We start from the raw sequence: 19,266 nt of genomic DNA, 5'->3' as shown, positions 1-19,266 counted from the left end.
TATGACGATGCTGTCGCCCGCTGACGCCCTCGCCGAGATCGCGGCCAGTGCACCGGGACCGCGCGTCGGCGCATTCTTCGATCTCGACGGCACTTTGGTCGACGGCTTCACGGCCGCGGTCCACGTCGGCGACCGGATCCGGCGCCGGCAGGTCGGACTCGGTGAGCTGGTCGGCGTCTTCGATGCCGCGCTGCGCTATCGATTCGGCCGCCTGGAATTCGAGCGGCTCATCGTCCGGGCCGCGGGATATCTGCAAGGCGAATCACTGCTCGAGCTCGACGAGCTGGGCGAGCGGTTGTTCGTCGAACGTGTTGCCTCACGCCTGTATTCGCACATGCGTGACATCGTGCGAGCGCATCAGGAGCGCGGTCATACCGTGGTGCTGAGTTCCTCGGCACTGTCGATTCAGGCGCTGCCGGTCGCGCGCTTTCTCGGCATCTCCAACGTGCAGTGCAACCGTTTCGAGTTGGATGCGCTCGGACGCCTCACCGGTGGAATCATCAAACCGATCGTGTGGGGTACGACGAAAGCGGCCGCGGTGCAACAGTTCTGCACTGAAAACGATGTCGCGGTGCGACGCAGCTATTTCTACGCCGATGGCGACGAGGACGCCGCGTCGATGTCGGTGGTCGGCCATCCGCGACCGGTGAATCCGCGCTCGGGCCTGGCCGCCGCGGCCGCGGCACACGGCTGGCCGGTGCTGTGGCTTGCCTCGGTGCGGCGCGGGCCGATGCGGACGCTGCGCTACCTGGCGAACCACGTTCGCCGTGAATCGCCGCGAGACGCCGATTAGGGCTTCAGCAGAATCTTCACGTCGTCACCGGATCGCGACTCGGCGGTCGCGTACCCCTTGGCCGCTTCGTCCAAAGGCATTGATGTGGTGAAGATGCCGTCGACGTCGAGTCGGCCCGATTGCAGCAGCGGGATCAACTCCGGCCAGGTGCGCTGCACCGGCGCCGTGGTGAATCGAAGGCTCGTGCTGCGAATCAGGCAGCCCAAGGCGTTGAGCGGGAAGGGATTCATATCGTGCACACCGACCACCGAGACGGTGCCCCCGGGCCGGACGATGTTGATCGCATCGGTCAGGGAGGAATCTGTGGCGACGGCGTCGATCACCGCGTCGGCGCCCCGTCCGGCGGTGGCCGCCATGATCGCCTCGAGGGCCGGTGCTTTGACCGGCGTCGCACCGCAGCTAGCCGCGCGGTCCAAGCGGCCAGCGACCTTATCGATCGCGAAAACTGTTGCAGCACCCTGGAAAAGCGCACTGCGCAGCGCGCACAAACCCACCGCGCCCAGCCCGAGGACCGCGACACTGCCGCCGAACGGAATGTCGGCACGCTGCGCCGCCGCCCAGCCGGTGGCCAGGTTGTCGGTCAGCAGCAGAGCCTGTTCGGTGCTGATGCCGTCGGGCATCTTCAGCAGCTGGAAATCGGCGGCGGGCACGGCCAGCAGATCGGCTTGCGCTCCACCGAGCAGGCCCCCACCGAAGATCTGAAAACCGGAGTAGCACATGACCGGATCGCGGCTCGCGCACCCCGCGCACTTACCGCAGCCGGTGACCGACGACACCATGACCTGATCTCCAGCCCGGACGGTGCGCACCTCGGGCCCGACCGCCACCACGGTGCCGACCGCTTCGTGGCCCAGCGCGATCGGGTCGGGCATCGGAAAGTCGGCCTCGTAGAAGTGCAGGTCGGATCCGCAGATGCCGGCGGCGGTCACTTCGACGATCGCTCCGTCGGGGCCGGGAAGGACGGGATCGGGACGGGTGTCGACCCGGATGTTGCGGGGCCCGTCGACGACTACCGTGCGCATAGTGCTGTGCTCACTTTCCTGGTCGAATTACGAACTGCGGCGTCGCACAACAAATTGGGACCAATCGGGCTCGCGCACCGCGGCCCAGTATTCGTTGAGGCGCCACGGGCTGACGGTGTGGATCTCGCCGTCGGCGTTCTTGAAGTAGGAGTGTTTGACCGCGGGATGTGACCACACCATCTTCTTGATCTGGGTCTGCGTCCGTTGGTGCCAGTCGGTTGCGGCTTCGGCCCTGGGTTCCATCGAATGCACGTCGGCATCGGCCAGTCGTGCGAGGCACTGGTCGATGTAGCGCATCTGCAGTTCCGACTGGAAGATCAGGCTGCCGCCGTGGGCGAGGTGGGTGCCGGGCCCGTAGATGATGAAGAAGTTGGGGAAATCCGGAACCGTGATGCCCAGGTAGGCATACGGGCGGCTCCCCCACAGCTCGTGTAAGTCAATTCCGTTGCGGCCGGTCACTTTTAGTGGCCACAACACGTCGGTGTGTCGGAACCCGGTGGCGTAGACGATGATGTCGACGTCGTGCTCGACGCCATCCTCGGTGACGACGCCGCGGGGCGTGATCTTCTGGATCGCGGTGCGCACCAGTTCGACGTTGTCGCGCTGTAGGGTCTGCAGCCAGCTGCCGTTGTCCTGCAGCGTGCGTTTGCCGCAGGCGGGATAGTCGGGCATCACCTTGGCCAACAGCTCTTGGGTGTCGGGGCCGTCGCCGACCTGGCTGGTGATCCACTGCGAGAACATCATTGCCGCGGCGGCATTGATGTCGCTGACGGCATCGTCGCCGGTGTAGTTCGGGTCGCCTTCGGCGGCGTCGAGGCCCTTGTCCGAGCCGGGCCACAGGACCAGGAAGCGGTACCACCGTCCATAGAACGGCAGGTTGTTCATCGCCCAGCGCACGCCGTCGCCGACTTGGTCGTGGTACATCGCGTTGGGGAACATCCACTGGGCGCTCCGCTGGAACACGGTGAGGTGCTCGACGTCCCCAGCGATGGCCGGCGCGATCTGGAAGCCGCTGGCGCCGGCGCCGATCAGGGCGACTCGCTTGCCGCTGAGGTCGACCGAGTGATCCCAGGCCGCGGAGTGGAAAGACGGCCCCGCAAAGGTGTCGGCGCCAGCGAAATCGGGAATCTGCGGCCGGTTGAGCTGACCGACCGCGGTGATCAGGGCGCGTACCTGAAGCGTGCTGGTCTGTCCGGCGGCATCACGCAGCGTTACGTTCCAGATTCCGGCGTCGTCGTCCCATTCGGCGCCGAGAACCTCGGTGTTCCAGCGGATGTGCTCGGCCAGGTCGTGTTTGTTCATCACCTTGGTGAAGTAGTGCTGCAGCTCGTTTTGCTCGGCGAAGAAGTGGGTCCAGTCGTTGTTGGGTTCGAAGCTGTAGCAGTAAAAATGGTTGGCCACGTCCACCCGGGCTCCGGGATAGCTGTTCTCCCACCACGTCCCGCCGGGCCCGGCGTTCTTCTCCACGATCGTGAATCCGAGGTTGGCTTGCTGAAGCCGGACACCGGCCAGCAGCCCTGATTCCCCGCATCCGACGACAAGGACCGGGAGTTCGGCGGCTCGCTCGGCCGGTATTGCCGCCGGGCGGCGTGGGTCGGCGCCGTCAAGGTCGAGTTCCTCGGCGACCAAGGATTGGTAGTCGTCGGGAACATGTTCGCAGGCGGCCCAGTCCATCATCTCCCGGATGAGTTCCGGGCTCAGTGGCTCCGGCTCGGGGCAGCCGCGGTCGCGATATTCGCTGATGACGGTCAGCGCCTCGGCGCGGGCACGGGCCTTGTCCTCCTCCGACATGAACCCCTGCACCTCGTTGAGGAAGATGCCCGTCTGCTTGTAGTCGCGAATGAAGCGGGGGTCGCCGGTGATGTGGACGAGCGACAACAACAGCGTGGGAATGCTGACGTCTCGCAAAGCCGCGGCAATCTCCGGCGTCGACGTGGTGAAAGGGCGGCCGGAGTAGGGGCTTCGCATCGAGCCGTTCCTTTCGGTGGACGGGGGGATCCTATTACGCTACTCGGCGTTTCGTAATTGGCAGCACTACGCTACCCGCTGGCGACGGAGCGGATCAAGGGTCGTCACCCCATCGTCCGCGGACGGCAAATTTTGGCAGGTGTGAACCTTGTTAATATTTGCTTCGTGACTGCCAGAGATGGCTGGTTAGTGCGCCGCGGACAGCGCGGCGGCGCTCCCGTTTCGTCGCGACAGATAGGAACGGAATTGAAGCGCAACCGATTTGGCAACGCGCTCAGTGTTGCGGTCACTGGTGCACTGCTCTTATCGGGATGCGGCGGCGACAACAATGCCGCGGGGAATTCGACAACGTCGACCTCGCCGGTGAAGGTGAATTGCGGCGGGAAGGCGACCCTGAGAGCGAGTGGATCGACGGCGCAGGCCAACGCAATGACTCGGTTCATCAAGGCGTTCGAACAAGCGTGCCCCGGTCAGACCTTGGACTACACCGCGAACGGCTCGGGTGCCGGGATCAGTGAATTCACGGGCAACCAAACCGATTTCGGCGGCTCGGACTCACCGCTGGCCGGCAACGAGTACGCGGCGGCCCAGGAGCGTTGCGGCTCACCGGCGTGGGACCTGCCGGTGGTATTCGGGCCGATCGCGATCACCTACAACGTCAAGGGCGTGAATTCGCTGAATCTCGATGCTCAGACGGCGGCGAAGATCTTCAAGGGAACCATCACCACGTGGAACGATCCCGCGATCCAGGCGCTCAACAAGGGCGTGACGCTGCCTGCCGAACCGATTCGCGTCGTGTTTCGCAGTGATATGTCCGGGACTACGGACAACTTTCAGAAATACCTCGACGCGGCGTCCGGGGGCGTGTGGGGAAAAGGTGCCGGGAAGGCGTTCAACGGCGGTGTCGGCGAGGGCGCCAAAGGCAACGACGGCACGTCGTCGGCGGTCAAGGCCACCGAAGGGGCGATCACCTACAACGAGTGGTCGTTCGCCGAGGCGAAGAATTTGAACATGGCGAAGATCGTCACCCCCGCCGGTCCGGACCCGGTATCGATCAGCGCCGACTCGGTCAGCAAGACGATCTCGGGCGCCGCCGTCATCGGCCGGGACAATGACATGGTGCTCGACACCGTGTCGTTCTATAACCCCACGCAGTCCGGTGCGTATCCGATTGTGATGGCGACCTATGAGATCGTCTGTTCGAAGTACGCGGACCCGCAGGTGGGAACGGCCGTGCGCGCATTCTTGGAGAGCGCTCTCGGTGCCGGTCAGGAAGGCCTGGCGGACAACGGATACATACCGATTCCCACGGCATGGAAGTCGTGGTTGTTGGCTTCGGTCAATGCGGTCGCGTGACGCTGCAGTGAAACCTGTTCCAATCGGCAGATTCGCTGGGCCGAGGTCTGTGACTATTCGGCCTGCTGCGAAACAATAAAACGACTTGTCGCCGGTGCGCGGACCCGCGGCCGACGTGTCGGTTGACGGTTGCCGTGGGGGAACCGGAGGTGGATGAGCATGGCCGCATTGCTCACCGCCTGCAGCGGCTTCCTCGTCGCGGTTTTGTGGATGGATCTGATGTTCGACGTCCAGGTTCTGGTGCATCGCTCGGCCGGCGAGGAATTGCCCGAGCCGGTGCTCGCTTCCATCGCGGGCTATTACCACCGCGCGACCACCACGTCGCGCCCGATGAGCCGGCTGATTGCGCTGGTGATGTTGACTTTGTTGGGCGCGTTCGGATTTCAGGCAACCCTGGGGCGCGATCCCGGTTGGCTACTGGTGCTGTCAGCCGGGCTGGCCGGCATCCCGATGATGCTGGCGATGGCGCAGACGGTTCCCGACGCGATTCGGCTGGGACAGCGCACCGACAGCGTGGCCGAGCAAAGCCGCCTGGCGCGATCGGTCTGCCGCGATCACCTGGTCTGCGCCGCGTGCATGCTCGCGTTCCTGCTCCTGTGGGTGGCCCGAGCCCTGGTGATCTGACTTCTTGGGGCGAAGCGTCGTAGTTGCGGGGTGCTAGTCAGGGGCCCCTGGCCTCGTCATGGGCGCGCGTACTAAACTAGAACACGTTCCAATTCGGCCGGCATCCCAGGAGTTGTAATGCACACCCCTATTTGCGACGAACTCGGCATCGAGTTCCCGATCTTCGCCTTCACGCACTGCCGCGATGTTGTGGTGGCGGTCAGCAAGGCCGGGGGGTTCGGTGTGCTCGGAGCGGTGGGCTTCACGCCCGAGCAGCTGGAGATCGAACTCAACTGGATTGACGAGAACATCGGCGACCACCCGTACGGCGTCGACATCGTGATCCCGAACAAGTACGAGGGCATGGACTCGAACCAGTCCGCAGAAGAGCTCGCCGAGACACTGCGCAAGATGGTTCCGCAGGAGCACCTGGACTTCGGCAAGAAGATCCTCGCCGACCACGGCGTGCCGATCGAGGACAGCGACGGCGATACCCTGCAGCTGCTCGGGTGGACCGAGGCCACGGCCACGCCGCAGGTCGAGGTGGCGCTCAAGCACCCGAAGGTGAAGATGATCGCCAACGCGCTGGGCACCCCGCCGGCGGACATGATCAAGCACATCCACGAGGCCGGGCTCAAGGTGGCCGCGCTGTGCGGCTCGCCCTCGCAGGCGCGCAAGCACGCCGATGCCGGCGTCGACATCATCATCGCCCAGGGCGGCGAGGCCGGCGGGCACTGCGGCGAGGTCGGCTCGATCGTGCTGTGGCCGCAGGTCGTCAAGGAGGTGGCCCCGGTCCCCGTTCTCGGCGCCGGCGGCATCGGCAGCGGCCAGCAGATCGCCGCGGCGCTGGCGCTGGGCTGCCAGGGCGCGTGGACCGGCTCGCAGTGGCTGATGGTCGAGGAATCTTCGAACACGCCGGTGCAGCAGGCGGCCTACGTCAAGGCCGGCAGCCGCGACACCGTGCGCAGCCGCTCGTTCACCGGCAAGCCGGCCCGGATGCTGCGCAACGACTGGACCGAGGCGTGGGAAAAGCCGGACAACCCGAAGCCTCTCGGAATGCCGTTGCAGTACATGGTTTCCGGCATGGCCGTGCGCGCCACGAACCGCTACCCCAACGAATCCGTCGACGTGGCGTTCAACCCGGTCGGTCAGGTCGTCGGGCAGTTCAGCAAGGTGGAGAAGACCTCGACCGTGATCGAGCGCTGGGTGCAGGAGTACCTGGAGGCGACCAACAAGCTCGACGAGCTCAATGAGGCGGCCAGCGTCTGATCGAGGCTAGTCGTCGTCCACCTCGAACTTGCCGCCGGTGAAGACTTCCTTGGTTCGTTCCACCGCGTGAGTCGCGATGTCGATCGAGTTCTCGACGATGCCGCTGACCCCGCCCTTGAGGTCGCCGCGGATGATGTCGCCGGCGTTTTCGACGATGTCCGAAGCCTTTTCGATGGCATTGGTTGCGATGTCCTTGACCGCGTCCACGGCGTCTCTGGGGTTGACCGCCACCGGAATCTCCTATCGTTGCGGGACTTGGAAAGACTTCTGGTACGACTCTAGAGGGTCAGTAATTGACCAGCGAGCGCCAATAGTCCTCGGGGATCTCGGCGCCGGAGCGCAGGATTCGCGCCAGCCCGACGGCCATCGCGATCCCGAGCAGACCCAGGCATAGCCCCGCCAACCCGATCACCGCCCAGAGCGCGGCGGTGACGGCGGGCCACGGCGACAAGACCGCAAGCACCGGAGCGAAGAAGAAACCTGTCCCGATGTACCAGGCCGAGCCGGCCCGGTCGGACTCCAGCACGAAACGCAGCCACCCGGGTATTGAACCGTGCGCCGGCCGACGTTCTTCCATGATGGCTATCCCGAAGGCGGGAAGAACCCCGCGCCGGTAAACCAGCCCTCTTGCCACCCTTGCGCGCCCAAGCAGAGCATCGGCAGTCCGCGGTCCGACTGCGCCGCGGTCTGCGGACCCGGGCACTTGGCGCCGGCCTGCTGTACTCCGTATAGCGGGTAGGAGATCACCCAGTAGCCGGTGGTCGCCGGCGGGAACTGGTTAGGCGGCGGGAAGTGACAGGCCTCGGCCTGGCCGCTGGGGCCACGGCCGAAAATGAAGCGCTCGTAGTTGTCGCACGGTGCACCCAGCGAGGCCTGATAGTTCATGTTTGGGACATCGCCTTCGTAGCCGGCTGCCGCACCCGGCGCCACGCTGATGGCCCCACCCGTGATCGCAGCGACGGCGAGTACCTCGCGAATCATGCGCCTCCCACCCTTCCGTTACCGTCACCTGCCTCTCGGTGCGCCGGTGACCTGGACAAAAGCATATCGATTGTGTCGCGGGCCACAAGATCCGGTCGACCAACCGCCGGCCGCGAACCCACTGCCGGTGTCCTGGCCGGGCCGTCCGGCGCTGGGACGACGTCGTCGCGACTCATCGACGCTGAACATGTTGCAATTCGCTCGGTCGATGTTGTGTCAATGCTTCCCAACGGTGGTGTTGCAGTGGTTTATTTGGCACAAGACGCACGACTAGAAGACTTCGTATCGAGGAGTGGGACCTTGTCAACTTCTAAGACGACCACCGAGCCGATCCCAAATTTGCCTCCGGGCTTCGATTTCACCGATCCTGACATCCACGCTGAGCGATTGCCGGTGGAGGAATTGGCCGAGCTGCGACGCACCGCGCCAATCTGGTGGAACGAACAGCCCAACGGTTGCGGCGGGTTCGACGACGGTGGGTTCTGGGTGGTCTCCAAGCACAAGGACGTCAAAGAGATTTCGCTGCGCAGCGACGTGTTTTCCAGCCTGGAGAACACCGCCTTGCCCCGCTACCGCGAGGGCACGGTCCGCGAGCAGCGCGAGACCGGCAAGTACGTGTTGCTCAATATGGACGCCCCGCAGCACACCCACCTGCGCAAAATCATCTCCCGCGGCTTCACCCCCCGTGCCGTCGAGCGGCTGCGCGAGGATCTGAACGCCCGTGCCCGGCAGATCGTCGCGACCGCGGCCGCCGAAGGCTCCGGCGATTTCGTCGAGCAGGTGTCGTGTGAGCTTCCGCTGCAGGCCATCGCCGGGCTGATGGGCGTGCCTCAGGAGGAACGCATGAAGCTGTTCCACTGGTCCAACCAAATGGTCGGCGATCAGGATCCCGAATTCGCCCGCAACGATGCGATGGGCGCCTCGGTCGAGCTGATCACCTACGCGATGCAGATGGCCGCGGACCGGGCGCAAAACCCCGGCGACGACATCGTCACCAAGCTGATCCAGGCAGACGTCGACGGCCACAAGCTCTCCGACGACGAGTTCGGTTTCTTCGTCATCTTGCTGGCGGTGGCCGGCAACGAGACGACCAGGAACTCCATCACCCAGGGGATGATGGCCTTCACCGATTTCCCCGACCAGTGGGAGCTGTACAAGCGGGAACGTCCGGCCACCACGGCCGACGAGATCGTCCGGTGGGCCACCCCGGTCACGTCATTTCAGCGCACCGCGCTTCAGGACTACGAGCTGTCTGGAGTGCAGATCAAGAAGGGCCAACGGGTCGTAATGGTCTACCGCTCGGCCAATTTCGACGAGGACGTCTTCGAGGACCCGTTTACGTTCAACATCCTGCGCAATCCGAACCCGCACGTGGGATTCGGTGGGACCGGCGCGCACTACTGCATCGGCGCGAACCTGGCGCGCATGACCATCGACCTGATGTTCAACGCGATCGCCGACGCCATGCCCGACATCAAATCCGCCGGCAAGCCGCAGCGGTTGCGGTCGGGCTGGCTCAACGGCATCAAGCACTGGCAGGTGGATTACCACACCAAGGCGTCCGGGGAATGCCCCGTCGCCCATTGACATACTGATCTGACCGGGGGTAGTCCATGCCGACACATCAAGCCGTCCAAATGCGGTCCCCTGGCGGGTCGTTGGAACTAGCAGAGGTTCAGACGAAACCACCCGGCCGTGACGAGGTGCGGCTGACGGTCACGGCTTGTGGAGTGTGCGGCACCGACCGTGCGTTCGCCAACGGCGGCTTCCCCAACATGACCTGGCCGCTCACCCTTGGGCACGAAATCGCCGGAACCATAGCCGAACTCGGTGAGGGCGTGGAGGGTTTCGCGGTCGGTGATCGTGTCGCCGTCGGCTGGTTCGGCGGAAACTGCAACCGTTGCGATGCCTGCCGCAGAGGGATCCTCATTCACTGCGCGAACATGAAAGTTCCGAGCTGGCAGTACCCCGGCGGCTACGCGCAGGCGGTGACGGTGCCCGCCAATGCGTTGGCCCGGATACCGGCCGCGCTGTCGGATGTCGAAGCGGCCCCGATGGGCTGCGCGGGTGTCACGACGTACAACGCATTGCGTCACACCAAGGCTTTGCCCGGTGACCGGGTCGCGATTCTCGGCGTCGGCGGACTCGGGCATCTCGGGGTGCAGTTCTCCCGGGCGATGGGCTTCGAGACCATTGCGATCGCCCGGGGCAGTGCCAAGGAATCCGATGCCCGGAAATTGGGCGCCCATCACTACATCGATTCCACCAGCGGTGACGTCGCGGAAGCGCTACAGGCGCTGGGCGGCGCGACGGTCGTGCTGGCCACCGCCTCGAACTCCGCGGCCATGGCCGACACCGTCGGCGGGTTGCTGCCCAGGGGCGAATTGATCACCATCGGCGTCACCACGGATCCGCTGCCGATCAGTCCGGTACAGCTGATCACGTCGGGTGTGAGCATCGTCGGGCATCCGTCCGGCACCTCGAAAGACGTCGAAGACACCATGCATTTCGCGGTGCTGTCGGGGGTGCGGGCGTGGATCGAGGAGTTGCCGCTGGCGCAGGCCGCCGACGGCTACGCGGCGATTGAGCAAGGGCGGGCGCACTACCGCACCGTTTTGACCATGTGAATACAGTCGGGATGTGACCCCGGAAAGAGGCTCGGTGTGGATGCTCGACGCCGCTGACGGCGAACTGCAACTTCGTACCGGCGTCAAGGGCCGGGCCGCGCGGATGGGCCATCGCCTCACGATCGAGATGACGCGCTGGCAGGCGACGGTGCGATGGGCCGGCTCCGACCCCGTTTCGGCCGAGCTTGCGGTCGAGGCGGACTCGTTCGAGGTGGTCGGCAGCCAGGGTGGCGTCAAGGGCCTCTCGGGTCCCGAGAAAGCGCTGGTTCGGTCCAACGCGTTGAGTTCGCTGGGCGCCGATCGCTTCCCCCACATCCGCTTCTTTGCCGACGTCATCGAAGCGAGCGAAAGCGGCTATCTTCTCACCGGCATGCTTCAGCTTCACGGGAAACAGCGCGAACACGTAATCGATTTGCACACAGAGGATCTCGGCGATTCCTGGCGAATGTCCGCCGAATCCACGGTGCGTCAATCCGACTACGGCATTAAGCCGTACTCGCTGCTGATGGGCGCGGTGCAGGTCGCCGACGACGTGACGCTGACTTTCAGCGCGGTTCACGCCAAGGACGATTGAGCTCTACTGGCCGTACCCATCGGCGCGTGTATCCTCGGTGAGGATTAGTTACCGCCGCTAAGTATTTATTACCTTGTCGCGTCGAAAGGGATCAAAATGCCTCGTACAGAGAATGATTCGTGGGACCTCGCAACCAGCGTCGGGGCGACGGCCACGATGGTGGCTGCCGGCCGGGCCGTCGCCACCAGGGCCGGCAAGCCGCTGATGGACGATCCCTTCGCCGCGCCCCTGGTGCGGGCCGTGGGTATCGAGTTCCTCACACGATGGGCTAACGGGGAGATCGACGCCGCCGACATCGACGTCGCCGACGAGGCGTGGGGGTTGCAGCGGATGGCCGACCTGATGAGTGTCCGGACACCGTACTTCGATGCGTTTTTCCGGGACGCGATGGACGCGGGTATCCGACAGGCCGTCATCCTGGCGTCGGGACTGGATGCCCGGGCCTACCGGTTGTCTTGGCCGGCCGGGGCGACGGTGTTCGAGATCGACCAGCCCGAGGTGATGCAGTTCAAGACCTCCACGCTGGCGGATCTGGATGCGCAGCCGACGGTGGAGTTGCGCGTGGTGCCGATCGATCTGCGGCACGATTGGCCAACAGCGTTGCGCGAAATGGGCTTTGATGCCGACCGGCCCAGCGCTTGGATCGCCGAGGGGTTGCTTGCGTTCCTGCCGCCGGATGCGCAGGATCGCTTGCTGGGACAACATCACTGGTCTTAGCACACCCGGAAGTCGGCTTGCTGCTGAGATATTCGGCAACCGGCCGGACGAAAACGGTGAGCCGGTACCGGACATGGTTGCAGTCGCCGGTGAGCGTTGGCGTGCGCACGGATTCGATGTGGAACTCGCCGACTTGCGCTACGACGTCGAGCGCAACGACGTTGCCGCATACCTGGATCGTCACGGCTGGCAGACGGAATCCAAGACGCTCAATGAATTGTTCGCGGCCAACGGCTTAGCCGAAATACCTGCGACCGCAGGAAGTTTGGCCGACGGCACCTACTACTGCACCGCGATTCGACAACCCTAGGGGCTTAGGGCTGCGACGGCGCGGCCGGCGTCGTCGGATCGCCGGTGTCGCCGGGGATGTGCTCGAGCACCCTGGTCAAGTAGGGCTGTGGGCTGTTCGGGTCGGGCTGCTGCTCGGCCGCGGCGGCGTCCTCCGCCGGCTTCGAAACCGGTTCGCCGGTGGCCGCCGGCCGGGGCGCGGGAGGCTCGGCCTCAGACGGTGCCACCGCGGGCGTCACGGCCGCGGCGACCTGTGGCGTCTGCTCGTGCACGACATGCTTGCCCGCGGCGCGCCCGGCGTCGGGAGCAAGCTGAATGCCCACGGCAACCGCCAGGGACGAGACAAAAGTGATGGCGCCGGCGGCCAACGCGGTCACCGCGCCGGCGTAGGACAAGTGCCCGGGTCGTCGCGGCGCCGTGGGCGGTGTGGGTTCGCTGTTCTGCGGGATCAGTCGCTCGTCGGTGAACTCGGTGCTTCGGGCCGCGGCCAGCGCCGCGCCGCGCGCGACGGTCACCTGCGCCATGGTCTGGGCGAAGACCGGTACCGGCAAAGCTTTTTCGAGTTGCCAGGAAAATCCGTCGATGTCGCTGTCCGCGCCGACGACGACTACGGCGCCCGGGCGCCATCCGCTGCGGTCGAACATTCCGGTCAGCCAGGTGCGCAGTCCGTCGAAGCCACCGGTGATGTGCTTGACGACGGTTTGGGTGTCGCCGTCATGGGTGTCGACCATGACGACCGTCGCCCATTCGTGTTCGAGCACGCATACCGCGGTCTGCTCGTACCCGATGACGGGCGCGATCGCCCGCGCGAGGGTCTCGACCGCCTCGAGCAATCGAACCGGTACCACGTTGTCGAACCCGGCGTCGGTCAACGCCTCCAACAGCAGTGCGGCTTGGGCGGCCGCTTCGTCGTTCCAGGTCACCCCCACGACGCGCAGATGGTGATCGCTCGAGTTGGCCTGCGCGTCGACCCGCAAGACCTCCTGTGCCACCTGCTCTGCGGTACCCACGGCGACCACGCCGTCTTCGGCGTGCAGCGGCGATTCCTGGTGGTCCAGGATGGTGCCATCAGCGCCGTGCCCTTCTGCGAGGACCCATCCGAAGCTGGTCGGCGTCAGTGATAGCCCTAGTACCGTGTCCAAATTTGCACCTCAATATGATCCCGGACTCCGTGGCCCTGTCGAACCATCACACACCATGAAGTCCGCGGTGCGGTGATTCGTGAGGGCCGGAACGGACCGGTTAGCGTTCGGTCTCCATCGGCTTGCTCCGAGAGAGCCTACGCGGTCGTGGAGGGTTCGGCTGCACCGATCTCAGATCCCGCGAAAATTCGCCCGGACCCAAACACCGGCGACGCAATCGAACTAATTGTCGACCGCGTCAAGCGGCCCGGCACCGGCTCGCCGGTGGTGGTCCCCCGTCGTACCACGCGTCAATCCCCCTAACCATCCGCCCGATTGGCCCGGCAGCGTGCCGCGTGTCCAAATCGGTGGACCGCCATAATTGACAATGTTTGTAGCCCAGGTTGTCGCACTCCACTCGCCTGCTACCTCGCTGTTCGTGCGCTCCCCGCTAGCTGGCGTTTTGCGCGGCAGGAGGGCCGAAGGAGGACACCGAACCGGGTGCGGGCTATCGCGATCAGTTATCGCACACGCACAATTTGTGGCGCCAGCCGAAACAAAACCGGGATGACAACGCGTCCCAATCGACATTTCAGCTATTTACACGGTAAATTCTGCCGAGGGCACCACGCGACTACGTACGACCGACAAGGGGCGCAGGTATGACAGACGTGAGCGAGAAGATCCGGGCCTGGGGGCGCCGGCTTTTGGTCGGTGCGGCAGCGGCGGTGGCCCTGCCGGGTCTGATCGGTCTTGCCGGAGGCGGTGCCACCGCGAGTGCATTCTCGCGACCTGGCCTGCCCGTCGAATACCTGCAGGTGCCGTCGGCAGGAATGGGCCGCAGCATCAAGGTCCAATTCCAGAGCGGCGGCGACGGCTCGCCCGCGGTGTACCTGCTTGACGGGTTGCGTGCCCAGGATGACTACAACGGCTGGGACATCAACACTCCCGCGTTCGAGTGGTACTACAAGTCGGGCCTGTCGGTCGTCATGCCGGTTGGTGGCCAGTCCAGCTTCTACACCGACTGGTACCGCCCGGCGTGTGGGAAGGCCGGCTGCTCGACCTACAAGTGGGAGACGTTCCTGACCAGCGAGCTGCCCGGGTATCTGTCGTCGCAGAAGGGCGTCAAGGCGAACGGCAGCGCCGCGGTCGGCATCTCCATGGCCGGTGCTTCTGCCATGAACCTGGCGATCTACCACCCAGCTCAGTTCGTGTACGCCGGTTCGCTGTCCGGCTACCTCAGCCCGTCCACCGGGCAGAGCTGGATCGGCCTGGCGATGGGTGACGCCGGCGGTTATAAGAAGGAAGACATGTGGGGCCCGGATAACGACCCCGCATGGCAACGCAACGACCCGTTGGTCAACGTAGGCCAGCTCGTCGCGAATAACACCCGCCTCTGGGTGTACTGCGGCAACGGGACGCCGAACGAACTGGGCGGCGCCAACCTTCCGGCCACGTTCCTCGAGAGCAACTTCATGATCGGCGTCAACAAGAAGTTCCAAGACGCCTACAACGCCGCGGGCGGCCACAATGCCGTGTTCAACTTCCCCAACTACGGAACCCACAGCTGGGAGTACTGGGGCGCGCAGCTGAACGCGATGAAGGGTGACCTGCAGACCACCTTGGGTGCGACCCCCGGAGGCGGCGGCTAACCCCTCATTTCGGATGTCACTACTGCGCTTGACGGCAATCGTCAGGCGCAGTGGTGCGTTAAGGGCACTGCTCGCGGCGCTGCCGGCCGCCACGCTGCTGGCGACGCCGGCGAGAGCCGACACCAGTGCGCTGACGGAGCTGGTCGATGCGGCCGCGCAACGCTTGCAGGTGGCCGAGGCGGTGGCCGCCTACAAATGGAATGCGCACGTTCCCGTCGAGGATCCGGACCGCGTGCACCAGCAACTCGCCAAGTTGAGCGCCGACGCCGCCGGTGAACACATCGACCCGAACTACGTCAGCCGGGTGTTCGGCGACCAGATCAACGCCACCGAGGCGATCGAGCACACCCGGTTCGCGGAGTGGAAGCTCGACCCGGCGAGCGCGCCCGCGGGTGCGCCCGACCTATCGGTGTCACGGTCGACGATCGACGGTCTCAACCAGACGATGCTGAACCAGATCGTGGTCCACTGGGACCTTCTGCACTCGCCGGCATGCGCCCCGCAACTCCACGCCGCGAGGGCCGTTGTGACCCGCGCCCGCCTGTTAGACAGGCTCTATCAGCAGGCCCTGGCACTGGCGACTCAGTCTTATTGCACTTAACCATCTGGCGTGCGAGAAGCCGTCGTTGGTGGGTGACATGCGGATTTCATTGCCATAGAAATGCCATAAATTTCTTATCTCGCGAATCAATCAAATCGGTAACGCTTTCTGCACACATGCCGAATTGCTTGACATGAGAAACTTGGGGAAGCCTCTCGTGAAGTACGCCGTCGTCGGCGGTTTCATCGCAGCGACGCTTGGCCCGGCGACCGCCGAGGCCGGCGCGGCGCCCACTCCCAACTGGGACGCGATCGCACAGTGCGAATCCGGCGGCAACTGGCATGCTAACACCGGAAACGGAGCATATGGCGGGCTGCAATTCAAGCCGGCCACCTGGGCAAGTTACGGCGGCGTCGGCAATCCCGCCGCAGCCTCGCGTGAGCAGCAAATCGCGGTTGCCAACCGGCTTTTCGCTGACCAGGGCGTGGAGCCGTGGCCGAAGTGCGGCGCCAACTCGGGCCTGCCGATCGGGTGGTACTCGCACCCGGCCCAGGGCATCAAGGAGATCATCAACGGCCTCATCCAGGCAGCCGTCCCGCACTGATGATCAATTCGGGCGCGGCCTAGGTTCACGCCCAGCCATGTGTTTGGATCGGGCCATGGAAGGTTCGGCGACAGTACATATGGCGGCGCCCGCGGACAAGATCTGGAACTTGATTTCCGATGTCCGCAACACCGGGAAGTTTTCACCGGAGGTCTTTGAAGCCGAGTGGCTAGGTGATGCGACAGGGCCGGCCCTCGGCGCCAAATTCCGCGGCCATGTTAAGAGAAATGAGATCGGCCCGGTTTATTGGACGGTCTGCAAAGTAACCGCCTGTGAGCCCGGCCGCGAATTCGGCTTCGCGGTCTTTCTCGGCGACAAGCCGGTCAACAACTGGCACTACCGTCTGGCGCCGTCCGGTGCCGGCACGGATGTCACCGAGTCGTTCCGGCTCAGCCCCGCGCCGTGGCTCGGGATCTACTGGTTGTTTGGTGGCTTTCTGCGTAAGCGCCGCAATATCCGCGATATGACCAAGACGCTGAACCGCATCAAAGATGTGGTCGAGGCTGGCTGAGGTGAAATCCGTCTTCATCACCGGCGCGGGCAGTGGGATGGGCCGTGAAGGTGTCAGGCTCTTCCACGCCAACGGATGGCGGGTCGGCGCCGTGGACCGCAACGCGGACGGCCTGAGCGGGCTCGTCGGAGAGCTGGGCGACGAACGCCTGTGGACGCGCACCGTCGACGTCACGGTCAAGGCGGATCTGGAGGGCGCCCTGGCCGACTTCTGCGCCGGCAATGCGGGCGGCGGGCTGGACATGATGTGGAACAACGCTGGGATCGGTGAGTCCGGCTGGTTCGAAGACGTGCCCTACGAGGCCACGATGCGCGTCGTCGAGGTGAACTACAAAGCGGTGCTGACCGGCGCCTACGGCGCACTGCCCTATCTGAAGAAGACCCCCGGCAGCCTGATGTTCTCGACGTCATCATCGTCGGCGACCTACGGGATGCCGCGCATCGCGGTCTATTCGTCGACCAAGCACGCGGTCAAGGGCCTGACCGAAGCGCTGAGCGTGGAATGGCAGCGCCATGGTGTGCGCGTCGCCGACGTGCTGCCCGGTCTGATCGACACCGCGATCCTGACGACGACGCCCAACCATTCCGCCGACGGCGGTGCGCCGATGACCGGTGAGCAGTTGCGCGCCACCGCGCCGAAGAAGGGCTTGATGCGGCTAATGCCGGCGGCCAGCGTGGCCGAAGCGGCGTGGCAGGCTTACCACCACCCCAAGCGGCTGCATTGGTACGTGCCGAAGAGCATTCGGATGATCGACCTGCTCAAGGGCCTGAGTCCCGAGTTCGTCCGAGGCCGCATCGCCAAATCGCTGCCGGGGCTGATGCCGAAGCGGCAGTAGAGGAGCTGGAATGGCGCAATACAAGTGGATTGCGGCCGCAGGTGTGCTGGCCGCTGGCGTTGCGGGCTGCGCGGAGCCCCAGACCACGCCGCGTGCCGCCGCGCATCTGACCATCAACGGGGCCGCCCATGCGGCGCGTCCGCCGGCGTGCACGCAGCTGCAGTCCTACCGGACGATCAACATTCCCGACCGCGACGGCCAGGTCGAAGCCGTGGTGCTGCTCAGCGCTGACCGGGCCATCCCGCAATGGGTGAAGATCCGCAACGTCGACGGGTTCACCGGAAGCTTTTGGCAGGGCGGAGTCGGCGACGCGCACGTCGACGTCGCCAACAGGGCGTACACCATCACCGGCAGTGCCTACGGCATCAACAGCAGCAACCCCAACAAGGTCATCACCACGGACTTCAAGATCACCGCGGAGTGCTGAGCAATCGGGTCTACGCTTTTTCGAACACCACCTATCTGCCCCGGGGAGGCACCGTGAAGGAGTGGTTGCACTGGCTCGCGATGCACGGGTTCATTCGGGCCGTCGCATTCCTCGGGGTCCGTCGCGGTGACATGCAAGCCAGGCTGATCGCCGACCCCACCGTGGCCGCCGATCCGGTGGCGTTCTGCGACGAACTGCACGCGATGGGCCCGATGGTGCGCAGCCGCGTCGGCTATTTGGCGGTCGACCACGAGGTCATCCACAGCCTGCTGCGGTCCGACGACTTCCGGGTCCTGGTGCTGGGATCGAATCTGCCGGCACCGGTGCGGTGGCTCGAGCGTCGTGCGCGCGACGATCTGCTGCATCCGCTGCGCGCCCCGTCGCTGCTTGCCACCGAGCCGCCCGAGCACACCCGCTACCGCAAGACCGTGTCGGCGGTGTTCACGTCGCGGGCGGTCGCCGCGCTGCGCGACCGAGTCCAGGAAACGGCCGCCAACCTGTTGGACGAGCTGGCCTCCGAGGCCGGCGTGGTCGACGTCGTCGGCCGATACTGCTCGCGACTTCCGGTCGCCATCATCAGCGACATCTTGGGTGTGCCCGAACAAGACCGGCCGCGTGTCCTGCAGTTCGGCGAACTGGCCGCCCCGAGTCTGGACGTCGGATTGCCGTGGCGCCAGTACCGCACGGTGCAGCAAGGGATCGCCGGATTCAACGCCTGGCTCGTCGACCATCTGCAGCACCTGCGGCGCTCCCCGGGTGACGACTTGATGAGTCAGCTGATTCAGACCGCCGAAAGCGGCGCGGACGAAACGCGGCTGGACGAACACGAACTCACCGCGATCGCCGCATTGGTGCTGGCCGCCGGCTTTGAAACCACGGTTAACCTGTTGGGCAACGGGATTCGCATGCTGCTCGACACGCCCGAGCACCTCGAGACGTTGCGTGAGCGTCCCGAGTTATGGCCCAACGCCGTCGAAGAGATATTGCGCCTGGACTCACCGGTGCAACTCACCGTGCGCAAGGCCGTTAACGACGTCGAGCTGGTGGGAAGGCCGATCAACCGCGGCGACGTGGTGTTGCTCTATCTGGCTGCCGCGAACCGGGATCCGTCCGTGTTCCCCGATCCGCATCGATTCGACATCGAACGCTCCAATGCGGGAAGGCATCTCGCGTTCTCCGGGGGTCGGCACTTCTGCCTGGGCGCCGCTCTCGCCCGCGTCGAGGGCGAGGTGGGACTGCGGGCTTTCTTCGATCGCTTCCCCGAGGTGCGGGCGGCCGGTGCCGGGACCCGCCGAGACACCCGGGTGTTGCGGGGTTGGTCGAATCTGCCGGTGGCGCTCGGGCGGGCGCGATCGATGGCTCCCGTCGACGTCTAGG

At 65.1% G+C, this 19,266-nt stretch carries 20 protein-coding genes and 1 pseudogene; 15 read left to right on the top strand and 6 right to left on the bottom strand.

Going from position 1 to position 19,266, the window contains the following annotated elements; all coding sequences use genetic code 11:
- The first annotated feature begins 1 nt into the window (after position 1).
- Positions 2–793 carry an HAD-IB family hydrolase gene (locus tag MJO58_RS14155; protein ID WP_090602451.1) on the top strand — a complete coding sequence of 264 codons (792 nt, stop codon included), beginning with the start codon at positions 2–4 and terminating at the stop codon, positions 791–793.
- On the opposite strand, the gene MJO58_RS14150 is transcribed toward MJO58_RS14155, so the two are convergent.
- Entirely contained in the window at positions 790–1,815 is a 1,026-nt protein-coding gene (locus MJO58_RS14150) for an alcohol dehydrogenase catalytic domain-containing protein (protein ID WP_239719800.1), read from the bottom strand. The genes MJO58_RS14155 and MJO58_RS14150 overlap by 4 nt on opposite strands.
- A 27-nt stretch (positions 1,816–1,842) precedes the next feature.
- A complete protein-coding gene (locus MJO58_RS14145; protein ID WP_239719798.1) occupies positions 1,843–3,783 on the bottom strand; it encodes a flavin-containing monooxygenase in 1,941 nt (646 codons plus the stop codon).
- Between the two features lie 246 nt (positions 3,784–4,029).
- Here MJO58_RS14145 and pstS point away from each other — a divergent pair, with 246 nt between their 5' ends.
- The 3 genes from pstS to MJO58_RS14130 all read left to right on the top strand — a co-directional run bounded on the left by pstS (position 4,030) and on the right by MJO58_RS14130 (position 7,011).
- Positions 4,030–5,139, top strand: a complete 1,110-nt coding sequence (gene pstS, locus MJO58_RS14140) for a phosphate ABC transporter substrate-binding protein PstS (RefSeq protein ID WP_239723278.1) — start codon at positions 4,030–4,032, stop codon at positions 5,137–5,139.
- Positions 5,140–5,298: 159 nt separating this feature from the next.
- A complete protein-coding gene (locus MJO58_RS14135; protein WP_090609040.1) occupies positions 5,299–5,763 on the top strand; it encodes a hypothetical protein in 465 nt (154 codons plus the stop codon).
- A gap of 117 nt (positions 5,764–5,880) precedes the next feature.
- The gene (locus MJO58_RS14130) at positions 5,881–7,011 is read left to right on the top strand and encodes a nitronate monooxygenase (protein ID WP_090602439.1); all 1,131 of its coding nucleotides are present in this window, start codon (positions 5,881–5,883) and stop codon (positions 7,009–7,011) included.
- A gap of 6 nt (positions 7,012–7,017) precedes the next feature.
- Here MJO58_RS14130 and MJO58_RS14125 read toward each other — a convergent pair whose 3' ends face one another.
- Genes MJO58_RS14125 through MJO58_RS14115 form a run of 3 tightly spaced genes read right to left on the bottom strand, consistent with a single transcriptional unit; the run spans position 7,018 to position 7,992 of the window.
- On the bottom strand, positions 7,018–7,242 hold the full coding sequence (locus MJO58_RS14125; protein ID WP_090602437.1) for an Rv1893 family protein: 225 nt from the start codon (positions 7,240–7,242) through the stop codon (positions 7,018–7,020).
- 55 nt (positions 7,243–7,297) lie between these two features.
- A complete protein-coding gene (locus MJO58_RS14120; RefSeq protein ID WP_239719797.1) occupies positions 7,298–7,588 on the bottom strand; it encodes a hypothetical protein in 291 nt (96 codons plus the stop codon).
- Between the two features lie 5 nt (positions 7,589–7,593).
- Positions 7,594–7,992, bottom strand: coding sequence for a hypothetical protein (locus MJO58_RS14115; protein ID WP_090602432.1), 399 nt, complete (start codon positions 7,990–7,992; stop codon positions 7,594–7,596).
- Positions 7,993–8,292: 300 nt separating this feature from the next.
- On the opposite strand from MJO58_RS14115, the gene MJO58_RS14110 reads away from it, so the two are divergent.
- The 4 genes and pseudogenes from MJO58_RS14110 to MJO58_RS14095 all read left to right on the top strand — a co-directional run bounded on the left by MJO58_RS14110 (position 8,293) and on the right by MJO58_RS14095 (position 12,220).
- A complete protein-coding gene (locus MJO58_RS14110; protein ID WP_090602430.1) occupies positions 8,293–9,579 on the top strand; it encodes a cytochrome P450 in 1,287 nt (428 codons plus the stop codon).
- A 26-nt stretch (positions 9,580–9,605) separates the two neighbouring features.
- Positions 9,606–10,619 (top strand): alcohol dehydrogenase catalytic domain-containing protein, encoded by a 1,014-nt coding sequence (locus MJO58_RS14105; protein ID WP_239719796.1) that lies wholly within the window; start codon positions 9,606–9,608, stop codon positions 10,617–10,619.
- A 40-nt stretch (positions 10,620–10,659) separates the two neighbouring features.
- A complete protein-coding gene (locus tag MJO58_RS14100) occupies positions 10,660–11,193 on the top strand; it encodes a YceI family protein (protein ID WP_090609037.1) in 534 nt (177 codons plus the stop codon).
- Positions 11,194–11,289: 96 nt separating this feature from the next.
- Positions 11,290–12,220: pseudogene (locus MJO58_RS14095) on the top strand (class I SAM-dependent methyltransferase).
- A 4-nt stretch (positions 12,221–12,224) separates the two neighbouring features.
- Here the strand turns inward: MJO58_RS14095 and MJO58_RS14090 are convergent.
- Positions 12,225–13,340, bottom strand: coding sequence for a DUF7159 family protein (locus tag MJO58_RS14090; RefSeq protein ID WP_239719795.1), 1,116 nt, complete (start codon positions 13,338–13,340; stop codon positions 12,225–12,227).
- Between the two features lie 641 nt (positions 13,341–13,981).
- On the opposite strand from MJO58_RS14090, the gene MJO58_RS14085 reads away from it, so the two are divergent.
- The 7 genes from MJO58_RS14085 to MJO58_RS14055 all read left to right on the top strand — a co-directional run bounded on the left by MJO58_RS14085 (position 13,982) and on the right by MJO58_RS14055 (position 19,265).
- Entirely contained in the window at positions 13,982–14,971 is a 990-nt protein-coding gene (locus MJO58_RS14085) for an esterase family protein (protein ID WP_090602419.1), read from the top strand.
- A 13-nt stretch (positions 14,972–14,984) separates the two neighbouring features.
- Complete coding sequence (locus MJO58_RS14080) at positions 14,985–15,572, top strand: chorismate mutase (protein ID WP_239719794.1); 588 nt, start codon at positions 14,985–14,987, stop codon at positions 15,570–15,572.
- Between the two features lie 133 nt (positions 15,573–15,705).
- A complete protein-coding gene (gene rpfC, locus MJO58_RS14075) occupies positions 15,706–16,116 on the top strand; it encodes a resuscitation-promoting factor RpfC (protein ID WP_165796405.1) in 411 nt (136 codons plus the stop codon).
- Positions 16,117–16,153: 37 nt separating this feature from the next.
- Complete coding sequence (locus MJO58_RS14070; protein ID WP_175364430.1) at positions 16,154–16,627, top strand: SRPBCC family protein; 474 nt, start codon at positions 16,154–16,156, stop codon at positions 16,625–16,627.
- A gap of 1 nt (position 16,628) precedes the next feature.
- Positions 16,629–17,462, top strand: coding sequence for an SDR family oxidoreductase (locus tag MJO58_RS14065; RefSeq protein WP_090602411.1), 834 nt, complete (start codon positions 16,629–16,631; stop codon positions 17,460–17,462).
- A 10-nt stretch (positions 17,463–17,472) separates the two neighbouring features.
- The gene (locus MJO58_RS14060; RefSeq protein WP_239719793.1) at positions 17,473–17,889 is read left to right on the top strand and encodes a lipoprotein LpqH; all 417 of its coding nucleotides are present in this window, start codon (positions 17,473–17,475) and stop codon (positions 17,887–17,889) included.
- A 53-nt stretch (positions 17,890–17,942) separates the two neighbouring features.
- The gene (locus MJO58_RS14055) at positions 17,943–19,265 is read left to right on the top strand and encodes a cytochrome P450 (RefSeq protein ID WP_239719792.1); all 1,323 of its coding nucleotides are present in this window, start codon (positions 17,943–17,945) and stop codon (positions 19,263–19,265) included.
- Position 19,266 lies beyond the last annotated feature (1 nt).

This window comes from Mycobacterium lentiflavum, assembly GCF_022374895.2.
Classification (GTDB): Bacteria; Actinomycetota; Actinomycetes; order Mycobacteriales; family Mycobacteriaceae; genus Mycobacterium; species Mycobacterium lentiflavum.
This window is presented reverse-complemented; position numbering and strand designations above follow the sequence as displayed.

Excerpts from the sequence above, each read along its gene's own strand:
- MJO58_RS14155 (WP_090602451.1), top strand. The coding sequence starts at position 2 with ATGACGATGCTGTCGCCCGCTGACGCCCTCGCCGAGATCGCGGCCAGT.
- MJO58_RS14150 (WP_239719800.1), bottom strand. The coding sequence starts at position 1,815 with ATGCGCACGGTAGTCGTCGACGGGCCCCGCAACATCCGGGTCGACACC.
- MJO58_RS14145 (WP_239719798.1), bottom strand. The coding sequence starts at position 3,783 with ATGCGAAGCCCCTACTCCGGCCGCCCTTTCACCACGTCGACGCCGGAG.
- MJO58_RS14135 (WP_090609040.1), top strand. The coding sequence starts at position 5,299 with ATGGCCGCATTGCTCACCGCCTGCAGCGGCTTCCTCGTCGCGGTTTTG.
- MJO58_RS14130 (WP_090602439.1), top strand. The coding sequence starts at position 5,881 with ATGCACACCCCTATTTGCGACGAACTCGGCATCGAGTTCCCGATCTTC.
- MJO58_RS14120 (WP_239719797.1), bottom strand. The coding sequence starts at position 7,588 with ATGGAAGAACGTCGGCCGGCGCACGGTTCAATACCCGGGTGGCTGCGT.
- MJO58_RS14115 (WP_090602432.1), bottom strand. The coding sequence starts at position 7,992 with ATGATTCGCGAGGTACTCGCCGTCGCTGCGATCACGGGTGGGGCCATC.
- MJO58_RS14105 (WP_239719796.1), top strand. The coding sequence starts at position 9,606 with ATGCCGACACATCAAGCCGTCCAAATGCGGTCCCCTGGCGGGTCGTTG.
- MJO58_RS14100 (WP_090609037.1), top strand. The coding sequence starts at position 10,660 with ATGCTCGACGCCGCTGACGGCGAACTGCAACTTCGTACCGGCGTCAAG.
- MJO58_RS14085 (WP_090602419.1), top strand. The coding sequence starts at position 13,982 with ATGACAGACGTGAGCGAGAAGATCCGGGCCTGGGGGCGCCGGCTTTTG.
- MJO58_RS14080 (WP_239719794.1), top strand. The coding sequence starts at position 14,985 with ATGTCACTACTGCGCTTGACGGCAATCGTCAGGCGCAGTGGTGCGTTA.
- rpfC (WP_165796405.1), top strand. The coding sequence starts at position 15,706 with ATGAGAAACTTGGGGAAGCCTCTCGTGAAGTACGCCGTCGTCGGCGGT.
- MJO58_RS14070 (WP_175364430.1), top strand. The coding sequence starts at position 16,154 with ATGTGTTTGGATCGGGCCATGGAAGGTTCGGCGACAGTACATATGGCG.
- MJO58_RS14060 (WP_239719793.1), top strand. The coding sequence starts at position 17,473 with ATGGCGCAATACAAGTGGATTGCGGCCGCAGGTGTGCTGGCCGCTGGC.